Source organism: Mucilaginibacter koreensis, assembly GCF_054783355.1.
Window position 1 is genome coordinate 2,570,515 of record NZ_BAAGQS010000001.1, and the last position, 18,257, is coordinate 2,588,771.

At 44.7% G+C, this 18,257-nt stretch carries 18 protein-coding genes and 1 tRNA gene; 12 read left to right on the top strand and 7 right to left on the bottom strand.

What is annotated here, in order from left to right; translation table 11 throughout:
* Positions 1 to 95: 95 nt before the first annotated feature.
* The 3 genes from ACYVNW_RS11735 to namA all read right to left on the bottom strand — a co-directional run bounded on the left by ACYVNW_RS11735 (position 96) and on the right by namA (position 2,313).
* Positions 96 to 680, bottom strand: a complete 585-nt coding sequence (locus ACYVNW_RS11735) for a DUF4230 domain-containing protein (RefSeq protein ID WP_460680059.1) — start codon at positions 678 to 680, stop codon at positions 96 to 98.
* Between the two features lie 89 nt (positions 681 to 769).
* Complete coding sequence (locus tag ACYVNW_RS11740; RefSeq protein WP_460680060.1) at positions 770 to 1,189, bottom strand: OsmC family protein; 420 nt, start codon at positions 1,187 to 1,189, stop codon at positions 770 to 772.
* Between the two features lie 56 nt (positions 1,190 to 1,245).
* Positions 1,246 to 2,313, bottom strand: coding sequence for an NADPH dehydrogenase NamA (gene namA, locus ACYVNW_RS11745; RefSeq protein WP_460680061.1), 1,068 nt, complete (start codon positions 2,311 to 2,313; stop codon positions 1,246 to 1,248).
* A gap of 187 nt (positions 2,314 to 2,500) precedes the next feature.
* On the opposite strand from namA, the gene ACYVNW_RS11750 reads away from it, so the two are divergent.
* Positions 2,501 to 3,700 (top strand): cation:proton antiporter domain-containing protein, encoded by a 1,200-nt coding sequence (locus ACYVNW_RS11750; RefSeq protein ID WP_460680062.1) that lies wholly within the window; start codon positions 2,501 to 2,503, stop codon positions 3,698 to 3,700.
* 195 nt (positions 3,701 to 3,895) lie between these two features.
* Here the strand turns inward: ACYVNW_RS11750 and ACYVNW_RS11755 are convergent, their stop codons facing one another.
* The 3 genes from ACYVNW_RS11755 to ACYVNW_RS11765 form a co-directional block, all read right to left on the bottom strand.
* Entirely contained in the window at positions 3,896 to 4,600 is a 705-nt protein-coding gene (locus ACYVNW_RS11755; RefSeq protein WP_460680063.1) for an SDR family NAD(P)-dependent oxidoreductase, read from the bottom strand.
* Positions 4,601 to 4,678: 78 nt separating this feature from the next.
* Complete coding sequence (locus tag ACYVNW_RS11760; protein WP_460680064.1) at positions 4,679 to 6,454, bottom strand: aromatic amino acid hydroxylase; 1,776 nt, start codon at positions 6,452 to 6,454, stop codon at positions 4,679 to 4,681.
* Positions 6,455 to 6,534: 80 nt separating this feature from the next.
* Positions 6,535 to 7,461 (bottom strand): lysylphosphatidylglycerol synthase transmembrane domain-containing protein, encoded by a 927-nt coding sequence (locus tag ACYVNW_RS11765; protein WP_460680065.1) that lies wholly within the window; start codon positions 7,459 to 7,461, stop codon positions 6,535 to 6,537.
* Positions 7,462 to 7,637: 176 nt separating this feature from the next.
* On the opposite strand from ACYVNW_RS11765, the gene ACYVNW_RS11770 reads away from it, so the two are divergent.
* From ACYVNW_RS11770 to ACYVNW_RS11790, 5 genes are all read left to right on the top strand, one after another.
* A complete protein-coding gene (locus ACYVNW_RS11770) occupies positions 7,638 to 8,507 on the top strand; it encodes a carbon-nitrogen hydrolase (protein WP_460680066.1) in 870 nt (289 codons plus the stop codon).
* Positions 8,508 to 8,649: 142 nt separating this feature from the next.
* On the top strand, positions 8,650 to 9,750 hold the full coding sequence (locus tag ACYVNW_RS11775) for an agmatine deiminase family protein (RefSeq protein WP_460680067.1): 1,101 nt from the start codon (positions 8,650 to 8,652) through the stop codon (positions 9,748 to 9,750).
* A 173-nt stretch (positions 9,751 to 9,923) separates the two neighbouring features.
* Positions 9,924 to 10,775, top strand: coding sequence for a LiaF transmembrane domain-containing protein (locus ACYVNW_RS11780; protein ID WP_460680068.1), 852 nt, complete (start codon positions 9,924 to 9,926; stop codon positions 10,773 to 10,775).
* Positions 10,776 to 10,856: 81 nt separating this feature from the next.
* Positions 10,857 to 11,891, top strand: coding sequence for a sensor histidine kinase (locus ACYVNW_RS11785; RefSeq protein WP_460680069.1), 1,035 nt, complete (start codon positions 10,857 to 10,859; stop codon positions 11,889 to 11,891).
* Entirely contained in the window at positions 11,888 to 12,637 is a 750-nt protein-coding gene (locus tag ACYVNW_RS11790; RefSeq protein ID WP_460680070.1) for a LytR/AlgR family response regulator transcription factor, read from the top strand. Before ACYVNW_RS11785 ends, ACYVNW_RS11790 begins: the two co-directional genes overlap by 4 nt.
* Positions 12,638 to 12,763: 126 nt before the next feature.
* Here ACYVNW_RS11790 and ACYVNW_RS11795 read toward each other — a convergent pair whose 3' ends face one another.
* Complete coding sequence (locus ACYVNW_RS11795; RefSeq protein ID WP_460680071.1) at positions 12,764 to 13,735, bottom strand: polyprenyl synthetase family protein; 972 nt, start codon at positions 13,733 to 13,735, stop codon at positions 12,764 to 12,766.
* Positions 13,736 to 13,889: 154 nt separating this feature from the next.
* Between ACYVNW_RS11795 and ACYVNW_RS11800 the strand changes: the two genes are divergently transcribed.
* From ACYVNW_RS11800 to ACYVNW_RS11825, 6 genes are all read left to right on the top strand, one after another.
* Positions 13,890 to 14,213: a hypothetical protein gene (locus ACYVNW_RS11800; RefSeq protein ID WP_460680072.1), complete on the top strand. Its 324-nt coding sequence runs from the start codon at positions 13,890 to 13,892 to the stop codon at positions 14,211 to 14,213.
* Between the two features lie 31 nt (positions 14,214 to 14,244).
* The gene (locus tag ACYVNW_RS11805; RefSeq protein ID WP_460680073.1) at positions 14,245 to 14,550 is read left to right on the top strand and encodes a hypothetical protein; all 306 of its coding nucleotides are present in this window, start codon (positions 14,245 to 14,247) and stop codon (positions 14,548 to 14,550) included.
* 136 nt (positions 14,551 to 14,686) lie between these two features.
* Positions 14,687 to 14,774, top strand: a tRNA-Ser gene (locus ACYVNW_RS11810).
* Positions 14,775 to 15,023: 249 nt separating this feature from the next.
* Positions 15,024 to 16,247, top strand: a complete 1,224-nt coding sequence (locus ACYVNW_RS11815; RefSeq protein WP_460680074.1) for a site-specific integrase — start codon at positions 15,024 to 15,026, stop codon at positions 16,245 to 16,247.
* A 211-nt stretch (positions 16,248 to 16,458) separates the two neighbouring features.
* On the top strand, positions 16,459 to 16,767 hold the full coding sequence (locus ACYVNW_RS11820; protein ID WP_460680075.1) for a helix-turn-helix domain-containing protein: 309 nt from the start codon (positions 16,459 to 16,461) through the stop codon (positions 16,765 to 16,767).
* 4 nt (positions 16,768 to 16,771) lie between these two features.
* Positions 16,772 to 18,016 (top strand): type II toxin-antitoxin system HipA family toxin, encoded by a 1,245-nt coding sequence (locus ACYVNW_RS11825; RefSeq protein ID WP_460680076.1) that lies wholly within the window; start codon positions 16,772 to 16,774, stop codon positions 18,014 to 18,016.
* The last annotated feature ends 241 nt before the right edge of the window (positions 18,017 to 18,257 follow it).

Genomic DNA, 18,257 nt, shown 5'->3' on the forward strand with positions numbered 1-18,257 from the left:
GTTTAAATAATGGGGTTTGCTTTAGCCAATAAAGGTAACCAAATCATTTAAACCACTAACCTCAGTTGCTCTTCTTATATACAAGTAGCGTACTTTTACTTAAACTCCAACACCACCTTTTTACCAGAAATATTTTCCAGCAAAGGTTTAAATATCAATTGGGCATTGCTTTGAGCTTTGCCGAGGATGTTCATTTGGGTGGCATTGTCCAGCAGGCGCTTTTCAGCAATTTTGTAGGTATCTTCTACCATGTTTTTGGTGTGCTCAGAAAAGAAGGTACCACTTACGTCGTATACTTTTGATTTGTCGTGGTCGAGTTTAAAATAACAAATTTCGGCTCTGGGCAGGCGTACGGTTACGGTACTGTCGCCAGAAATGATGTCTTTGGGAGTAACTTTAGCGAGGTCAATACAGGCGGCTACCTCGCCTACGGCCACCAATAGTACACGCTCATCAGGCAGTAAAGTATGGGGCTGGCGTTTTTCAATCACATCTTTCATGCTGTACTTAACCAGTTCGAGTTTGCCCATGCTGGTAATCTTTTGCACCATTACATCTTCGGCTATGATGGGCTTTTTAGCCTGCTGATGGCGGATGTACAGGTACAACATGCCGCCAAAAAGTATAATCAGAATAAAAGCAAATACAAAAGGAAAGCGCGAACGGGTAGAATATGCCATGTATAAAATTAAATATTAAACCTATAAAACCAACAAAGCAGGCCCTTATTGCCTGCTTTGTTGGTTTTTACAGTAAGCTTACTTTTTGCTTATTGGTAAGATACCGATAAAGTGATATTGGTATTTAATACTTTAGAGATAATACAATTAGCTTTAGCGCCTTCGGCTATCTCATTAAATTTCGCTTCGTCTACACCTTCAATTTTTGATGCTTTCAAATCCAGGTGAATAGCTGTAATGCTCAGGGCATTCATATCTAAATCCAATACCGCTTCAGTATTTAAATCACCGGGAGTAAAACCGGCCTGGGTTAAGGCAGCGCCTACGGCCATAGTAAAGCAGCCGGCATGTGCAGCGGCAATCAATTCTTCGGGGTTGGTGCCTACACCTTCTTCAAAACGGGTTTTGAATGAATATTGAGTATTATTTAAAGTAGTACTTTGCGTAGTTAACTCGCCTTTACCATCTTTTAAAGTGCCGTTCCAATGGGCTTTTGCAGTACGTTTCATTGCTTTGTGTTTTATTTGGTTAAATGTAATTCAAATATAGTTGCTACACTGCACATTTAATGCCACTGTGCACGTTCATATTGTTTGGGCCATTCAATTTGCTGACCTAACTCGTGTGCAGCCCTTAGCGGGAAATGAGGGTCACGCAACAGTTCGCGGGCCAGCAGCACCATATCGGCTTCGCCTTTTTGTATAATTTGGTTAGCTTGCTCCGGCTCGGTGATTAACCCTACTGCCCCGGTGGCAATACCGGCTTCGTTACGTATTTTTGCCGCATACTCAACCTGATAACCGGGTTTCAAAGGAATTTCGGCATGTATATTACCTCCTGACGAGCAGTCAATCAAATCAACGCCCTGCGCCTTCAATACTTTGCTTAGTTCCACAGAATCTTCGGGAGTCCAGCCGCCCTCCGTCCAGTCGGTGGCCGAAATGCGTACAAACAATGGGTATTCTGCAGGCCAAACTTCTTGCACTGCGCTGACGGTTTCAGTTAATAACCGGATACGATTCTCGAAACTACCGCCATATTCATCGCTGCGCTGATTGCTCAATGGCGATAAGAACTGGTGAAATAAATACCCATGTGCACCATGAATTTCAACCACCTTAAATCCGGCCGCTAATGAGCGGTGTGCAGCTGCTTTAAAATCGGCTTTCACTTTCTCAATGCCTGCCTTATCCAGTTCAACAGGTGCCTCCGGGCTGCGCCCGAATGGAATAGCACTTGGCGCAACCGTTTCCCACCCCCTGGCATCACCAGATGGGATTTGCTTGCCGCCCTCCCAGGGCCGCTGCTGGCTGGCTTTACGGCCTGCATGCGCCAGTTGTATACCGGCTACACTCCCCTGCTGTTCAATGAAGGTGGTAATTTCTTTCAGCTTTTCAATGTGTTCGTCTTTCCAGATGCCCAAATCGGCCCAGGTGATACGTCCTTCGGGCGATACGGCTGCTGCTTCAGTAATCACAAGGGCAGCACCGCCCACGGCCCGGCTGCCCAAATGCACCAAGTGCCAGTTGTTGGCAAAACCATCCTCACTGGAGTATTCGCACATTGGCGAAACCACCAGGCGGTTTTTGAATTCAATACTTTTTATAGTGAATGGTGAAAATAAAGTTGCCATATAATAATTTGTACAAATTAACACCATATACCGGCAGGCAGTTTTAACCCGATATCATTAACTCAAAACATCACCCAGCGATGACAAAATAAGAAAAATGAACCGAGCAGACATCATCAAAACTTTCTTACCTCTGTTTGTTAAAGTATTAACTTATATTAAGCAAAACTGATAATACTGTTTTATATTGAGCACTTATACTACACTCATTGTACTCAGCGGACTGGTAATTTTCTCGTACCTGTTTGATCTACTTGCCGGGAAAACGCGAATCCCCTCGGTATTGCTGCTATTGTTTTTGGGTATTGGTTTAAGGCAATCAGTTACCTACTTTCATTTAACGCTGTTTAATTTTGCCAATATCTTACCCACACTGGGCACCCTCGGATTGATTTTGATTGTATTTGAAGGAGCACTGGAGTTAAAATATAGTCCGGACAAGAACACGGTTATACGAAAGTCCTTTTTTTCGGCTTTTTTTATTTTGCTCAGTACCGCTTCCATTATTACCTGGATATTTCATGAGTTGAGTGGATTTGATTATTACCGCTGCCTGGTAAATGCAATTCCGTTTTGTGTAGTAAGTTCGGCTATTGCCATTCCCTCTGCTGCAAGCATCAATAAAGTTAAGCGCGAGTTTATCATCTATGAATCTTCGTTTTCTGATATCCTGACCATTGTATTCTTCAACTTCATTATCCGCAACCCACATATTAGTGTAGGTTCATTTGCGAGTTTGGGGGCCGAACTGGGTATTATTTTAGTAATGGCATTATGCGCCTGCTTGTTCCTGCTGTTTCTGATTGGCCGTATTTCACACCATGTTAAGTTCTTCCTGATTATTTCTATACTGGTATTGGTGTATGCCATCGGGCAATCTTTCCACTTATCGGCTTTAATTATTGTATTGGCTTTAGGGCTGTTTCTGAATAATGCCAATCAAATTCAATGGCCCTGGTTCCGTAAGTATTTTTTGTACCCGCACCTGCATATTGATTTACGGCAGCTATTTCAGCTTTCGGCGGAGAGTGCCTTTCTGATGCGCACATTCTTCTTTGTGCTTTTCGGCTTTACAATGGAGGTTGATCAGCTACAACGCTGGTCAGTACTGCTGATTGGCGGTATTGTTTTACTTGCTATTTACTTGATCCGTTTTTTATATATCTCTTTCATTTCAAAAACCGATTTGATGCCAGAGCTGGTAATTATCCCTCGCGGACTCATCAGCGTATTGCTCTATTACAATTTGCCACAGCAATTTAAAATACCCGGCATAGAAACCAGCCTGCTGTTTATTGTTATTCTGGCTACCAGTGTGATTATGAGTATTGGACTGCTCATCAGCAACCGAAAAGTGGAAGGCAGTAAAGAGTTTTTGGATGTGTAAAGCCCCCAACCCCCTAAAGGGGGAATAGTAAAGAATCAAGATACAAGAGCCAAGAAACAAGACAGGTACAAATGAAAAAAGAGAAGTAAAAAGGCAAAAGAGCGATCGTTTCTCTGTCATTTGTCTTTTTTTCTTTTTATCAACGCTTTCCCAACTCCTGTTCCCCCTTCAGGGGGTTAGGGGGCGGCAATTCCTTTACGGCGTGGTCACTGCAACTGGTAGTATCTTTCCATTAAAGAATTTATGCCCGGTGGTGGCAAAATCAGCCACATATTTACCCATTTCGAAAGCCATTACCGGCGATTGATAATCAGGAAATGCAGCCTCCAGCATCTCGGTTTGTACCGAACCTAAGGCCAGGCAGTTCACGCTGATTTGCTGTTCAATTAGTTCTTGCGCCAGGCACTCGGTTAAATTGGCCAGCGCCGCTTTACTGGCCGAATAGGCCGAAAGCCCTGTAAATTTGGCGCTGCCCTGTACCCCACCCATACTACCAATGTTTACAATATGGCTGCCCTGCGGCATTATCGGCAGCAGGCTTTGAATGATGCGCACATGCCCTAAAAAATTACTTTGCAGCATTTCTACAAAATCACTTTCACCGGTTTTTATGAAAGGTTTGTTCACTAAGGCACCGGCATTATTAATAAGCACTTCTACCCGGTTATCAAAACGGGAGGCGATGAAATTGCGCAAGCCGTCGTAATCATCATGTACAATATCAAAAGCAATAGGATATAAGGTACAATCAGGATTCAGGCCTTTGGCAATTTCCAGTAAGCGGGTCAGTTTCTCCTGCGAACGGGCCAGGGCAATTACTTTATGATGGTTAGACAGTATCAGTTCCAGCACAGTTTCAAAACCTACGCCACTGCTGGCTCCGGTTACAATAATATTCATAGGGTAAATGGTTCTGTATCTCACAAATGTACATAAAAGCGTTATTGCTTCATTTTTGGCATCAGCAAGATGAATACTTTATACTTCCAGTTTCTGTTCTACAGGATGAGCAATGAGGTAAAAGCCATCCTCAATCAGTTTTTTATATTCAGGCTGCGTAGCTGCCTTGTGCTCCAAAAACTGCTTGATTTCCTGCGCCAGACCAGCGTGCGTTTCGTCCTCATTGGCCAGCTCCAGTATTTCTAAAGCACACAGCCAATCAGTGGGATGATTGGCTCGTAGTTGTTGCCATATAGTGGTTAGTTGTTGGTAATTACCATGGTGTTCGCGGCAATTGCGCACCTGCTGGTAAAGCCAATGCAGTTCTTTAGTGTGCTTGTCATACACTGCATGGTGAGTTTGGGTGGATGATTGCAGCACCACTGGTTCAAATGCATCTTTATCTGCTGCACCGCAAAATACTGAGGTGATGGTTTCCCCAACGGCCATATCATACACCCCCCAGGCCGGATCAAATAAAACTTCGCCCTGAGCATTAGTAACCGTACATGATGTAAAAGTGATCAATTGAACTTTATCGCCTGCAGCAATTACATGCTGAACAGTACCTTTTACAATGATACCGCTTTCAAATTCAAGTTGGGTTTCATTACCGGTTACCATACCGGCTGCTTCTAAATCAGCAGCAGTAAAGTTTTCTAATGCTATATCATACCCTTTCAATTTGCCTACAGGCGAGCTGAAACCGTCCGGGTGCTGTGCTTTGCCTTGACCTTCTAATTCTTTATTGTTTACAGCCAAAGCCGTGGCTCCGGCGGTTTTAATAAAGGCTACTTGGCCATTTTCTTCTTCAAATTCAGTAAATGTCCCACTCACCTGTAAACCCGAACTGTATATGGCTGTGCAAGTATTGCGGCTCTCTACCGCCTTTTGTAAACCGTAAGCACCTCCCCGACGGAAGGACATTGTATCAGCAAATTGCTCCAGCACATCAATCAGGTTCTGGAAGGTTGGCGTTACAAACAACTGGGGCTGCGGCTTGGTAATATCATAAGTATAATTAACCGCATCCGGCGTGTAAGGTATTTTTTTTACTTCGGGCTGCATACAGCTTACGCTTTCACCAATAGAGGATAGCAGGCCCGCGCCATAAATTTTAGGATTATCCAAAGTACCAATAAGGCCGTACTCTACCGTCCACCAGTGCAGCCGGCTTAATAAGGCCATTTCCGAAGGCTCACCCATGTTTTCCTGCCTATAGGCCAACCGCTGTTCAGCATCGGCTATAGCGGCCGGATCGGCATCGGGCATTTCTTTCAGGATGGATAGTTCACGTATAACTTCATATAACTCAAAATCCTGCGCCGAGAACATTGCTTTCGCCCCTATTGAACCAAAATAACTTAAATAATCATGGTAATCTTTATCGGCAATAATGGGCGCATGTCCGGCAGACTCGTGGATAATATCGGGTGCAGGGGTATATTCAATATGATTAAGTTGCCGTATATCTGCCGCAATCACCAGTACCCGGTAAGCCTGGTACTCCATAAAGGCCGCAGGCGGAATAAATCCATCTACCGTAACCGCCCCCCAGCCAATTTTGCCCAAAGCATCGTTCACCTCCTGCATATCGGGTATATGCTCAATGGTTAAACCAGCTTTTTGCAGGCCTGGGATATAAGGGTAATAAGCAACGTCTTTTAAGTAACTGTAGTTTTGGCGCATTACATACCGCCACACGGCCTGGTCAACCGGGGTATAATGCTCATAATGCTGCTGTACAATAAACTGCTTTAAATGGCGTGGCAACGCACGTACCTGTGCGTTATTAAAATCATTAAAACTGTCCATTTACGTATAATTGGTTTATAGGTAAACGTAAAGGTAGGGAATAAGTTATGAATGCTACAGCCAAATGACCGCTAGCATAACTACTTTTCTTCTATTGAGGGCAAGCCTTCTTCCAGTTTAGCAGGGCGAAGCAAATAATAAATACCCAGCAGGGCTACCACCAGTGATACCAGATAAAATGAGATACTCAAAAAAACCGCCAAGCCTACATCCATATTGAACACGGGCGAAAGCTGGGTAAATATCCATTCGCGTATACCCGCACCTCCCACGCTGATAGGAATAACCGAGGCCATAGAAGATAGCAAAAATGATAATAGGTAGGGCGCATATTTACCAGTAAAATTCTGCCCCTGCATAATCAATATAATTGTGCATACCTGCATGGATTGCACCAGTACGGCCTTCACATGCCCCTGCCAAAAGTACCGGGTATATTCTTTAAAAAAGTAATGGGCAACAATATAATAAACCAGTGTGCCCACCACAAAGATACTGCCGGGTATAGCAATATGAATATAATCGCTGATTTTGGGGATGAACAAAATCAGCGACACCAAAATCAGCCCGATGGCCCACATACCGCTCAGACGATCGAATAAAATGGCCCAGAACATTTTTTTGGCGGGTTGTTTATAGCGTTTGTTTAACAACCATATTTTATAACCATCGCCGCCGATACCACCGGGCAGCAAAAAGTTATAGAACATACCCAGTAAGTACAAACGCAAGTTAAACCGGGAGTCGAGCTGCAAATCAATCGACTTAAAGAAACTCATTAACCGCCATGCTGATATTACTGTAGATGCAAAAAAGCAGACCACAGCCGCAGCCATCCACCAGTAATTGGCATGCAGCAAGCGCGATTTCACTTCGCCGAACGGCACCTTGCTGAATACATACCAAAGCAACGCAGTAGTTACACCAATTTTTAATAGCAGTTTAGTGGCACTCCATAGTTGATCTTTCCAGGTTTTAGGCTTCGGTATTTCGGCAATTTCTGTCATTACGGCGGCAAAGGTAGGTATTTGGCTGAATTAGTTAAATGGGTTAACAATTCATTGACTTTGCAAATACGTAACAATCTTATTTAGAGCATCCCATTAGATGGTTTTATGATGACGATTGAATCCATAAACCCATCAACTATTTATGTATTTTTGCGCAAAATTTGATAAACGCTATGGCTAAAGTAAAAGTAGGATTGGTACAAACCACTTGTACGGCTGACAAGCAGCAAAACTTGCAGAAAGCTATTGAAAAAGTACGTGAGGCGGCTGCCAAGGGTGCACAAATTGTGTGCCTGCAGGAATTGTTTACCTCTCTGTATTTTTGCGATGTAGAGGATTATGATAATTTCAAATTGGCCGAACCTATTCCGGGCCCGTCAACTGATGAATTATCAAAAGTAGCTGCCGAGCTGGGCGTAGTAATTATTGCTTCGCTGTTTGAAAAGCGCACACAAGGTCTATATCATAATACAACTGCGGTATTAGATGCCGATGGCACTTATTTGGGCAAATACCGTAAAATGCACATTCCTGATGATCCTGGCTTTTACGAGAAATTTTACTTTACCCCTGGCGATTTAGGCTATAAAGTATTCAAAACCAAATTTGCTACTATAGGCGTACTCATTTGCTGGGATCAATGGTACCCGGAAGCTGCACGTATTACCTCATTGATGGGTGCTGAAATTTTATTTTACCCTACCGCTATTGGCTGGGCATCTACCCAGGAGCCTGACACCAATACCGAGCAGTACAATGCATGGCAAACCATACAGCGCTCGCATGCGGTGGCTAACGGCGTACACGTGGTAAGTGTAAACCGTGTGGGCGAAGAAGCCGGCCTGAAATTTTGGGGTGGTTCGTTTGTAGCCAATCCTTTCGGTACCGTCATGTTCCAGGGTTCGCATCATGATGAGCAGGTAACCGTAGTAGATATTGATACCGAGCAAACCGACCATTACCGCACCCACTGGCCGTTTTTGCGTGATCGCCGCATTGACAGCTATGCGCCGGTAACTAAAAGATTAATTGACGAAGACTAATTACTGTAATCCCCAATCATTACTCCCACTTCGTCATTGCGAGGCACGAAGCAATCCTCTATTTACAGAGCCACTATGCAAGCCCTGCATATTTAGGATTGCTTCATTCCTTGCAATGACATATTATATTTGACAGCCCCCGATGTCTACACCCCATAATCCACATATCGACAGCATTTTAAAAGCAAGCAGCGAAATCCTGAAATCCGGCTTTCCTGCTCAGGCAGGCTACTTTTTCCCGGCTGAATGGCATCCGCATACGGCTACCTGGCTGAGCTGGCCGCACAAAGAGGCATCATGGCCTGGCAAATTGCACAGCATATTTGAACATTACTGCGCTTTTATTAAAGCCTTAACGCCTGGCGAACTGGTACGCATTAATGTAGGTAGTGATGACATGAAAGCTTTTGCCATTGAGCAGTTGCAGATAGCAGGTGCCGATTTGAGCCGAATTGAGTTTTACAACTTCCCCACCAATGATGCCTGGTGCCGCGACCATGGACCAGCATTTCTAATCAATCCGCAGGAAGGTAAGAAAGCCATTGTAGATTGGGGTTACAATGCCTGGGGCGGCAAATACCCGCCTTTTGATCTGGATGATGTGATACCTACACACATTGCCCAGCATTTCGGCTTACCGGTATACCATCCGGGCATAGTAATGGAGGGCGGCTCGGTTGATTTTAATGGCAAAGGCACTTTGTTAACTACTACCGCCTGCCTGCTCAACCCGAACCGTAACCCGCATTTAAACCAGCAGGAGATTGAAGCCTTTTTACACAACTACTATGGTGTTGAACAAGTGCTTTGGCTGGGCGATGGCATTGTAGGCGATGATACCGACGGCCACATTGATGACATTACCCGCTTTGTGAATGAGGACACCGTAGTTACTGTGGTTGAAGAAGATAAAAACGACGAAAACTTCCACATCTTACAAGAAAACCTGCAAACGCTCAACACCATGCGCCTGCTTAACGGCAAGCAACTTAACGTGGTTGAACTGCCGATGCCGGATAGTGTAACCCACGAAGACCAGCGTTTGCCGGCCTCTTATGCCAACTTTTACATCGGCAACGAGGTGGTGGCTGTACCTACCTACCGCTGCGATAAAGATGATAAAGCATTGGATATTCTGCAACAATGCTTCCCCGACCGTAAGGTGATCGGCATTGATTCTACCGATTTGGTTTGGGGCTTGGGCAGTTTCCACTGCCTCAGCCAGCAGGAACCGGCGGTGTAGTGTGATTATAAAGTATAAAAAAGCAGCGGTTAAGTAACCGCTGCTTTTTTATTGCCCAATTTTTCACCGACAAAATACACCGCTTTACCGACTTGTTACCTTAAATTACCATGTTCGCTTAGGTAACATTGCAGTAGCCTGTTACCTTTGAAGCATAATAATTACACAAAGCCATGAATATTCAATCTCCATATCCACGCAAAAACCGCAACGGCAAAGTACTTGCCGGGCTCATTTTGTTAGCGGTAGGCGGCATACTACTGTTAAACCGCCTTGATTTATTCTTCTTTCCCGGATGGCTGTTTAGCTTTCCTACTTTTTTAATTGTACTGGGTTTGTTTGTGGGTGCGAAAAACGACTTTCGCAAACCGGGTTGGTTTATCCTGGTGATACTGGGTGTAGCTTTCCTGATTGATGATATTTTTGATACCCACGAAATGCGCCACTTGGTTTGGCCAATCCTGCTGATTGCCTTAGGAACATGGCTGGTGCTTAAGCGCAACCACCGCACTGAACCTATCACCTGGGATGCCCGCATCAACCCTAACCCTACCACTACTACCGACGCAGATAAAATGGCGGCCGACCCTTTTGCCGGTCAGTTTGAAAGCACAGATACTTATACCCAGCAAGAGGCAGACAGCACCGGCAGCACTACTTCTAACCCGCCGCCGCATCCGCACGATGATTTTGTAGATGCCACCTCAGTATTTGCCGGGGTAAAGCGCAGAATTTTATCTAAAAATTTTAAAGGCGGCGATATTGTCAACATCTTCGGCGGCACCGAGATAGATTTCAGTCAGGCCGATATCAATGGAAAAGTGATGCTTGATATTACCCAGCTAATGGGCGGCATTAAGTTGATTGTCCCTCCACACTGGCAGGTGATCTCGGCCATGTCGGCCGTGCTGAGCGGCGTGGATGACAAACGCAAAGCCTTTGGTGCTGTACAACAATCGCCCGATAAGATACTGGAATTGCATGGCGTATCTATTTTGGGTGGTGTAGATATCCGCGCATATTAAGAAACAACCTATACTTCATATAAAACCTAAACCTTATCACATTTTGCATTAAAACTCCCCTTTTAGGGGGCGGGAGGCCAAATGTCAACATCAAACAACCTGTTCATCAAACTTAACATTACCATTATCAGCGGAAGCCTGATGTGGGCTGCTTTACAAGCCTACATTATACACAGCTTCGGCTTTTGGTGGTATACGGCATTAATTGATAGCCTGATTTTTACTATTCCTTTAGGCATAGCCTGCTGGCTGATCAACAATAGCCTTAGCTATTATCAACCCGGCAAAGGCAGTTACTTTAATTTACTGATTGGCTGCCTGGTGCTGGCCGGCATCAGCACTGCAGTAAGCTGGGGTATGCTCACCTACATACTGCCCAACGATATTTACAGCAGCTTTTTAATGCAATCGCTTATTCTTCGCTTTTGCATCGGGTTTATGGCCATCGGTTGGATAGCCATGATCAGCGTGGTATGGTATACGCAATTGGATCAGAAAGAGAACGAGCAACGCAAAACTGAAGCTGAAAAGCTGGCACGTGATGCCGAGCTATACAACCTGCGCCAGCAATTACAGCCACACTTTTTATTTAACAGTCTAAACTCCATCAACGCCCTCATCGGCTTTAAACCCGACCAAGCCCGCACCATGATTCACCAGCTATCTGAGTTTTTGCGCGGCACCCTTAAGCGCGACGACCAGCAGCAAACTACTCTGCAGGAGGAATTGCAGCACCTCAATTTATATTTAGCTATTGAGAAGGTACGCTTTGGGCACCGCCTGCAAACCGAAATCAGCTGTGATGATAAATGCCGTGAGGCTGTAATGCCCTCACTGCTATTGCAGCCGGTGGTAGAAAATGCCATCAAATTTGGCCTTTATGATACTACGGGCGAAGTAACCGTAAGTATTCGGGCTGAGCTAGATAAACCCAATCTCACCCTTACCATACAAAATCCTTTTGATTTACAAACTGCCCGGCCGCGCGAAGGTACCGGCTTTGGCCTGCGTGGCTTGAAGCGCCGCCTGTATTTACTGTTTGGCCGTAATGATTTGGTAGAAACTTATGCAAATGATGGTATATTTACCACCATTATCACTGTACCACAACCATGAAACGCGCCCTCATTATTGACGACGAACCCTTAGCCCGTATGGTAGTAATGGAGTACTTGCAACAGTACCCGCAAATAGAACTATTGCAGGAATGCGGGGATGGTTTTGAAGGCGTAAAAGCCATACAGCAGTACCAACCCGACCTGATTTTTCTGGATGTACAGATGCCCAAAATTAACGGCTTTGAAATGCTGGAGTTGATTGAGCAGCCCCCTGCAGTTATTTTCACCACGGCGTTTGATGAGTATGCCATCAAAGCCTTTGAAGCCCATGCGGTGGATTATTTGCTGAAACCCTTTTCGCGTGAGCGCTTCAATAAAGCCATAGATAAATACTTAGCGCAAGTTCCAGCAGCTGCACCACAGCAACAGCAACAAACCGAGCAGTTGTTGAATGCCGTAACCCAAACAGCCGCCGCCCAGGAGCGGGTAGTGGTTAAAACCGGTACTAAAGTAAAAATCATCCCTGTACATGATATTTTATACCTGGCCGCCGATGATGATTATGTAAGCATTCATACGGCAGAAGGCTCGTTTTTGAAAAACAAAACGATGGGTTATTTTGAACAGGCGCTTAATCCCAGTCAATTTGTGCGGGTACACCGCTCCTACATTCTCAAAATATCAGAAATTACGCGGATCGACCCTTACGAAAAGGATGCACATTTGGCCATCCTCAAATCGGGCGATAAAATACCGGTTAGTAAAACGGGGTATGTGAAGCTGAAGCAAGTATTGGGGATATAGAAATTTGCTTTTCCTAACTCTCATGGCGAGGAACGAAGCAATCTCTCCACATAAAGCCTTAACGCGCGCAGAGAGATTGCTTCGTTCCTCGCCATGACGCGTTAAAAATATTAGAAAAAATAAAACTTACTTATTTCGCTCTGTAGTATATCTTACCAACTGCTCCAAACCCGTACGGGCTTCGCCGGAAGGAAAAGTGTTGAGAATTTCGAAAGCTTCTTCCTGATATTTTTTCATCTGGCTTTCCGCATATTCTAATCCTCCAGCGGTTTTAACAAAGCTGATGATTTCCGCGATTTTAGCAGCATCATCGTTATGATTTTTTACCAGGTTGATCATGCGTTTGCGTTCGGCAGGTTTGCTGTTGTTCAGCGCATAAATAAGCGGCAACGTTACTTTCTTTTCTTTGATATCGATACCCAATGGTTTACCTACGTCATCGGTACCAAAATCAAACATATCATCCTTAATCTGAAAAGCGATACCAATTTTCTCACCAAACAAACGCATTTTTTCAACCGTAGCGTCATCCGCCCCGGCCGAAGAAGCGCCACTGGCACAACACGAGGCAATTAAGGAAGCCGTTTTTTGGCGAATGACCTCATAGTATACCGGCTCACCAATATCCATGCGGCGTACTTTTTCAATTTGCAGCAGTTCCCCTTCGCTCATTTGCTTTACCGCCTCATTCACAATGCGCAGCAACTGAAAATCATTATTGGCTAAGGATAAATCCATCCCTTTAGCCAGCAGAAAATCACCTACCAATACAGCGATTTTATTTTTCCATAAAGCATTAATAGAAAAGAACCCACGGCGTTGGTAAGAGTTATCAACTACATCATCGTGCACTAAAGTAGCGGTATGCAATAATTCAACTAAGGCAGCTCCCCGGTGGGTAGCCTCGGTGATGCCGCCGCAAAGGCTGGCCGCAAAAAAAACAAACATAGGCCGTATCTGCTTGCCCTTACGCTTTACTATGTAATGGGTAATTCTGTCGAGCAGGGGCACCGAACTTTGCATGGAGGCTTTAAACCTTTCCTCAAAAACATCAATCTCGGCAGCTATGGGTTTTTTAATCTCGTTGAGGCTCAGCATTTTAATCTAAACAGCCCGATATAGGGGTACCTTGGGTAATTTGTGGCAAACATACTCAAAATTATTTACCTGTGTGCAAACATCTGTTTTTCAGGCGATGTTCACATTAAACCATTTAACAATACTTCAATCTATTACTTAAAACTAAAAAACTATGAAAAGCAAATTTTTTGGAGGTGTATTGATTGCTGCTTTAGCATTCACCTCAGTAGCCGAAGCGCAAACCAGAACACCATTACTTAACGCCCGCGAACGTAACCATGTGGCCCGTATACATGAGGGTGTGAACACTGGCACACTTACCCGTAAAGAAACCCGCCGGATAGTGAAACGGGAAAAACATTTGAGAAAAGACATCCGCAAAGCGAAATCTGATGGCTATGTATCGCCAAAAGAGAATGCTAAACTGCTGCGCAAACAAGCTCGTATTAACCGTGCCATTGTACGCAAAAAAACAAATAGCCGCAATCGTTATTAATAATATTAATTATTATTTAAAACATTGCACTATGAAATTAGCAATCATGGGAGGTATATTTATGGCTGCTTTGGCCTTTACCTCTGCCACACAGGCGCAAACCAAGCCCGGGCATACCGAGCAGCAAAAGAAAATTAATCAGGGCCGCAGCTCGGGCAAACTCACCGGCAGTGAAGCGCACAACCTGAGTAAGGAAGACAAAATGCTTGACCGTGAACGCAAGCACGCATTGAAAGATGGCAAGGTAACCCCAAGCGAACGTAAGCGCCTCAACATACAAGAGAAACGTGTGAGTAAAAAGATTGCTAAAAAGAAAAACAATGATAAAAAAGATTAGCCGCCCATGGCTTAGTTTATAATTTGTTGTGTTAAAGTTTGTAAAAGCGGGGCCTTTAATTAAGGCTTCGCTTTTTTGTTGGCAGCCATAAAGATTGTATTATCTTTGTGCCCTGCTTTATTTTAAAGCAGACTACGGAGAGGTGTCTGAGTGGTCGAAAGAGCACGCCTGGAAAGTGTGTATACGTCAAAAGCGTATCGAGGGTTCGAATCCCTCCCTCTCCGCTGATTTTTATACCAAAATAAATTAAAAGCCCGTATTTCGCATAGAAACGGGCTTTTTTTATTTTCCGTTGAGATGTTTTATACGTCGATTCGTAAGTTTTTGGTGCGTAATTCGGTGAGTCATTTCAATTTTTACCTTGACTCACCAGAAAGAGCTTAATTACCTGACTGACAGCCAGTTCAAAAAATGAACATCTTGTTTAAAAGTGACCGTAGATCTAAATTTGTTTAACCATTTAGTGAGTCATTATGAAGACAATTTTCAGCGTACTTTTCTACTTGAAAAGTCCAAGAAACTATGTATCCGGCACCAAGCCTGTATACATGCGTATTACCGTCGATGGCAAGCGTTCCGAGCTGAGCACAGGTCGTGAATGCGAACCGTCACAATGGGTGAGTTCCGCGGGGCGAATGAAGGGCACCAAAGAGAACATCAAAGCCTTTAATAACTACCTGGATACACTCCGGTCCCAAGTGGATGATGCCCACAGCGCGATGATCAAAGGCGGTGAATGGATCACCGCAGAAGCATTAAAGAACCGTTTCCTCGGTAAGGACGAGCAACCTAAAATGCTGATCGAGATATTTCAGGAGCATAACGATCGCTATGAAAAAATGATCGGGAATAGCGGCTCTAAAGGAACATTGAGCAGGTACCGGATCTCATTGGCGCATACCCAGCGCTTTCTCCAGTGGCGATATCAATTAAAGGACATTCCGGTTCGGAAAATTGACCATCAGTTTGTGATAGATTACGATTACTGGCTCAGGTCGGAAAGGAACTGCGGCAACAACTCCGCTGTAAAGTACATCCGGAACTTTAAAAAGATCGTATTGATATGCCTCGACAATGGTTATATCGACCGTAATCCATTTATGAAGTATAAGGGGAAAACGAAACGCGTACACCGTGTCTGCCTTAAGCAGTCCGATATTGACCGGCTGATGTTCAAAGCGTTCGCATCAAGCCGCCTCGAACAGGTAAGAGACATATTTTTGTTCAGTTGTTTCACCGGCCTGGCCTATGCCGATGTTAAAAAACTGCATCGCGATCACCTGACCAATCGCTATGATGGTGAGATATGGATCGTTACGAATCGTCAAAAAACAGATATACCGACTAGGGTACCCTTACTGCCACAGGCCATTGAACTGATGCGTAAGTATGATTATCACCCGAAATGTTCTAATACTGGTTTAGTTTTCCCTGTCCCGTCTAATCAGAAAGTAAATGATTATCTCAAAGAGATCGCAGAAATGTGTGGGATCAAGACAGCACTGACATTCCATATCGCCAGGCACACTTTCGCGACGACAGTGACCCTTGCTAATGATGTGCCCATTGAAAGCGTCTCAGTAATGCTTGGTCACTCCAGTATTAAGACGACCCAGGAATATGCCAAGGTGCTCAATATCAAATTGAGTAAGGACATGAAGGCCCTTAAATCTAAAATACCCACGTTACACCGATAGCTACTTCACAATACCACCATTGGGGGTCCTGTTCGATTGCGAACGCAGTGCGTTCGCAATCATTTAGACGCGTTGGGTTAGCCATAGTTTTCACTGAATTAGAAACTTTAATGTCTTATCCATCAACTTCACACTACCTAGATTATCATTGTAATTTAATGTTTGATAAATTAAACATATACACGCAATTTTGTTTATTATATAAAACGTTATGAAAACTGAAGTGATTCTGTTGCCTAAAGCGCAACGTGTTTTAACGGAGTTTGGCGGGAACCTCAAATTAGCCCGTTTACGGCGCAAACTGAGCATGGACCAGGTCAGTGAACGTGCCGGAATCAGTCGGTCAACTTTATGGCAGGTAGAGAAAGGTAGGCCCTCTGTTACCATGGGTGCTTACTTTCAGGTTTTATTGGTCTTGGGTTTGGAAAAGGATTTTCTAAAGTTGGGTTCAGATGACGATTTAGGCAGAAAATTACAGGATGCCGGATTGATCACCAAAGCACGCGCACCAAAGAAATAACATTATGGAGATTTACGTATATGCTGATTGGGATGGCTTAAATGCAAGGCTACAGATTGGTGTGCTGCATGCCGAAGTCGTACGCGGTAAAGAGGTGTTTTCTTTTGAATACAATGCAGCCTGGCTGCAGCACCCGCAGGCGCAGGTACTTGATCCCGATTTACAGCTGTTTGCCGGTCCCCAGTACCTGAATGATGGTAAACCGAACTTCGGAATGTTCCTGGATTCCTCGCCTGACCGTTGGGGCCGTGTGCTGATGAAAAGACGTGAAGCCATCTTGGCCCGTCGAGAAGAACGCAAGGCAAAGCAACTTTTCGAACAGGATTTCTTACTGGGCGTATTCGACGGAACCCGTATGGGCGGCGTACGCTTCAAAACCAACCCTGATGGCATCTTTATGAACGACGAACAAGCCCTGGCTGCACCACCTTGGGTAACCCTGCGCGATCTGGAGTCCGCCAGCCGGCAAGTTGAGCGGGATAGCGCCAAAGATGATTCGGAAGAACTAAGGTGGTTGAATATGCTAATGGCACCGGGCGCATCGCTTGGCGGCGCGCGTCCGAAAGCCAGCGTGACCGATCTGGGTGGCGACCTTTGGATCGCCAAATTTCCCAGCGTCAGCGACGAGTATGATATGGCAGGCTGGGAAATGGTGGTGCTGGAATTGGCACGAACAGCCGGACTAAAGGTACCGATTGCCCAAGTCCAAAAGTTTTCGGGAAATCACTATACCTTTTTGAGCAAGCGTTTCGACCGGCAGCAGCAAATGCGGATCCATTTCGCCTCAGCGATGACATTGTTGGGGCAACAGGATGGTGCAGACCATAACACCGGCGTCAGTTACCTGGACCTTGTCTCCGTTATACAGAAACAAGGAAGAAATGTCGACCATAACCTGAAAGAGTTATGGAGCCGGATCGTTTTCAATATACTGATCAAAAATACGGATGATCACCTACGAAACCATGGCTTCCTACTTCGAGCTGGCGGCTGGGACCTGTCACCGGCATACGATATGAACCCTAACCCTTATGGGACAGGTCTTACATTGAACATTTCTGAAGACGATAATTCATTAGACACGGAACTGGCGCTTGAAGTAGCCGCTTTTTTCCGACTAAATTCAGCGGATGCAACAAAACGCCTCGAGGAAATTGAAGCGGCGGTCAATACTTGGCGAGATGTTGCGGCAAACCTCGGTCTTTCACGCCGGGAACAGGAATTGATGGCAGACGCATTCGAATCATAATCCATTATTATAATCAATTAGGCCCGAGTCATTCCAAATTCAACTCGTTGAATGTGATGATCAAGAAATTGGGTCTGAATTGTACTGTTAAACTATGTGCAATTTCTTTAGTGTTTCTCAAACGTAATGACAGATTCCACTGGTTTCAAGTGGTGAAATTTGATTACGGAGGCAGCATCATAGCCCACCTTTTAAGCTTTTGCTCAAGATTAACCTCGTCTTTAAAGCCAAATCCGATATT

Coding starts and splice junctions, on each gene's coding strand:
- ACYVNW_RS11805 (WP_460680073.1), top strand. CDS start 14,245: ATGAAATTAGCAATCATGGGAGGTATATTTATGGCTGCTTTGGCCTTT.
- ACYVNW_RS11765 (WP_460680065.1), bottom strand. CDS start 7,461: ATGACAGAAATTGCCGAAATACCGAAGCCTAAAACCTGGAAAGATCAA.
- ACYVNW_RS11770 (WP_460680066.1), top strand. CDS start 7,638: ATGGCTAAAGTAAAAGTAGGATTGGTACAAACCACTTGTACGGCTGAC.
- ACYVNW_RS11795 (WP_460680071.1), bottom strand. CDS start 13,735: ATGCTGAGCCTCAACGAGATTAAAAAACCCATAGCTGCCGAGATTGAT.
- ACYVNW_RS11790 (WP_460680070.1), top strand. CDS start 11,888: ATGAAACGCGCCCTCATTATTGACGACGAACCCTTAGCCCGTATGGTA.
- ACYVNW_RS11760 (WP_460680064.1), bottom strand. CDS start 6,454: ATGGACAGTTTTAATGATTTTAATAACGCACAGGTACGTGCGTTGCCA.
- ACYVNW_RS11755 (WP_460680063.1), bottom strand. CDS start 4,600: ATGAATATTATTGTAACCGGAGCCAGCAGTGGCGTAGGTTTTGAAACT.
- ACYVNW_RS11740 (WP_460680060.1), bottom strand. CDS start 1,189: ATGAAACGTACTGCAAAAGCCCATTGGAACGGCACTTTAAAAGATGGT.
- namA (WP_460680061.1), bottom strand. CDS start 2,313: ATGGCAACTTTATTTTCACCATTCACTATAAAAAGTATTGAATTCAAA.
- ACYVNW_RS11825 (WP_460680076.1), top strand. CDS start 16,772: ATGGAGATTTACGTATATGCTGATTGGGATGGCTTAAATGCAAGGCTA.
- ACYVNW_RS11735 (WP_460680059.1), bottom strand. CDS start 680: ATGGCATATTCTACCCGTTCGCGCTTTCCTTTTGTATTTGCTTTTATT.
- ACYVNW_RS11775 (WP_460680067.1), top strand. CDS start 8,650: ATGTCTACACCCCATAATCCACATATCGACAGCATTTTAAAAGCAAGC.
- ACYVNW_RS11780 (WP_460680068.1), top strand. CDS start 9,924: ATGAATATTCAATCTCCATATCCACGCAAAAACCGCAACGGCAAAGTA.
- ACYVNW_RS11785 (WP_460680069.1), top strand. CDS start 10,857: ATGTCAACATCAAACAACCTGTTCATCAAACTTAACATTACCATTATC.
- ACYVNW_RS11800 (WP_460680072.1), top strand. CDS start 13,890: ATGAAAAGCAAATTTTTTGGAGGTGTATTGATTGCTGCTTTAGCATTC.
- ACYVNW_RS11815 (WP_460680074.1), top strand. CDS start 15,024: ATGAAGACAATTTTCAGCGTACTTTTCTACTTGAAAAGTCCAAGAAAC.
- ACYVNW_RS11820 (WP_460680075.1), top strand. CDS start 16,459: ATGAAAACTGAAGTGATTCTGTTGCCTAAAGCGCAACGTGTTTTAACG.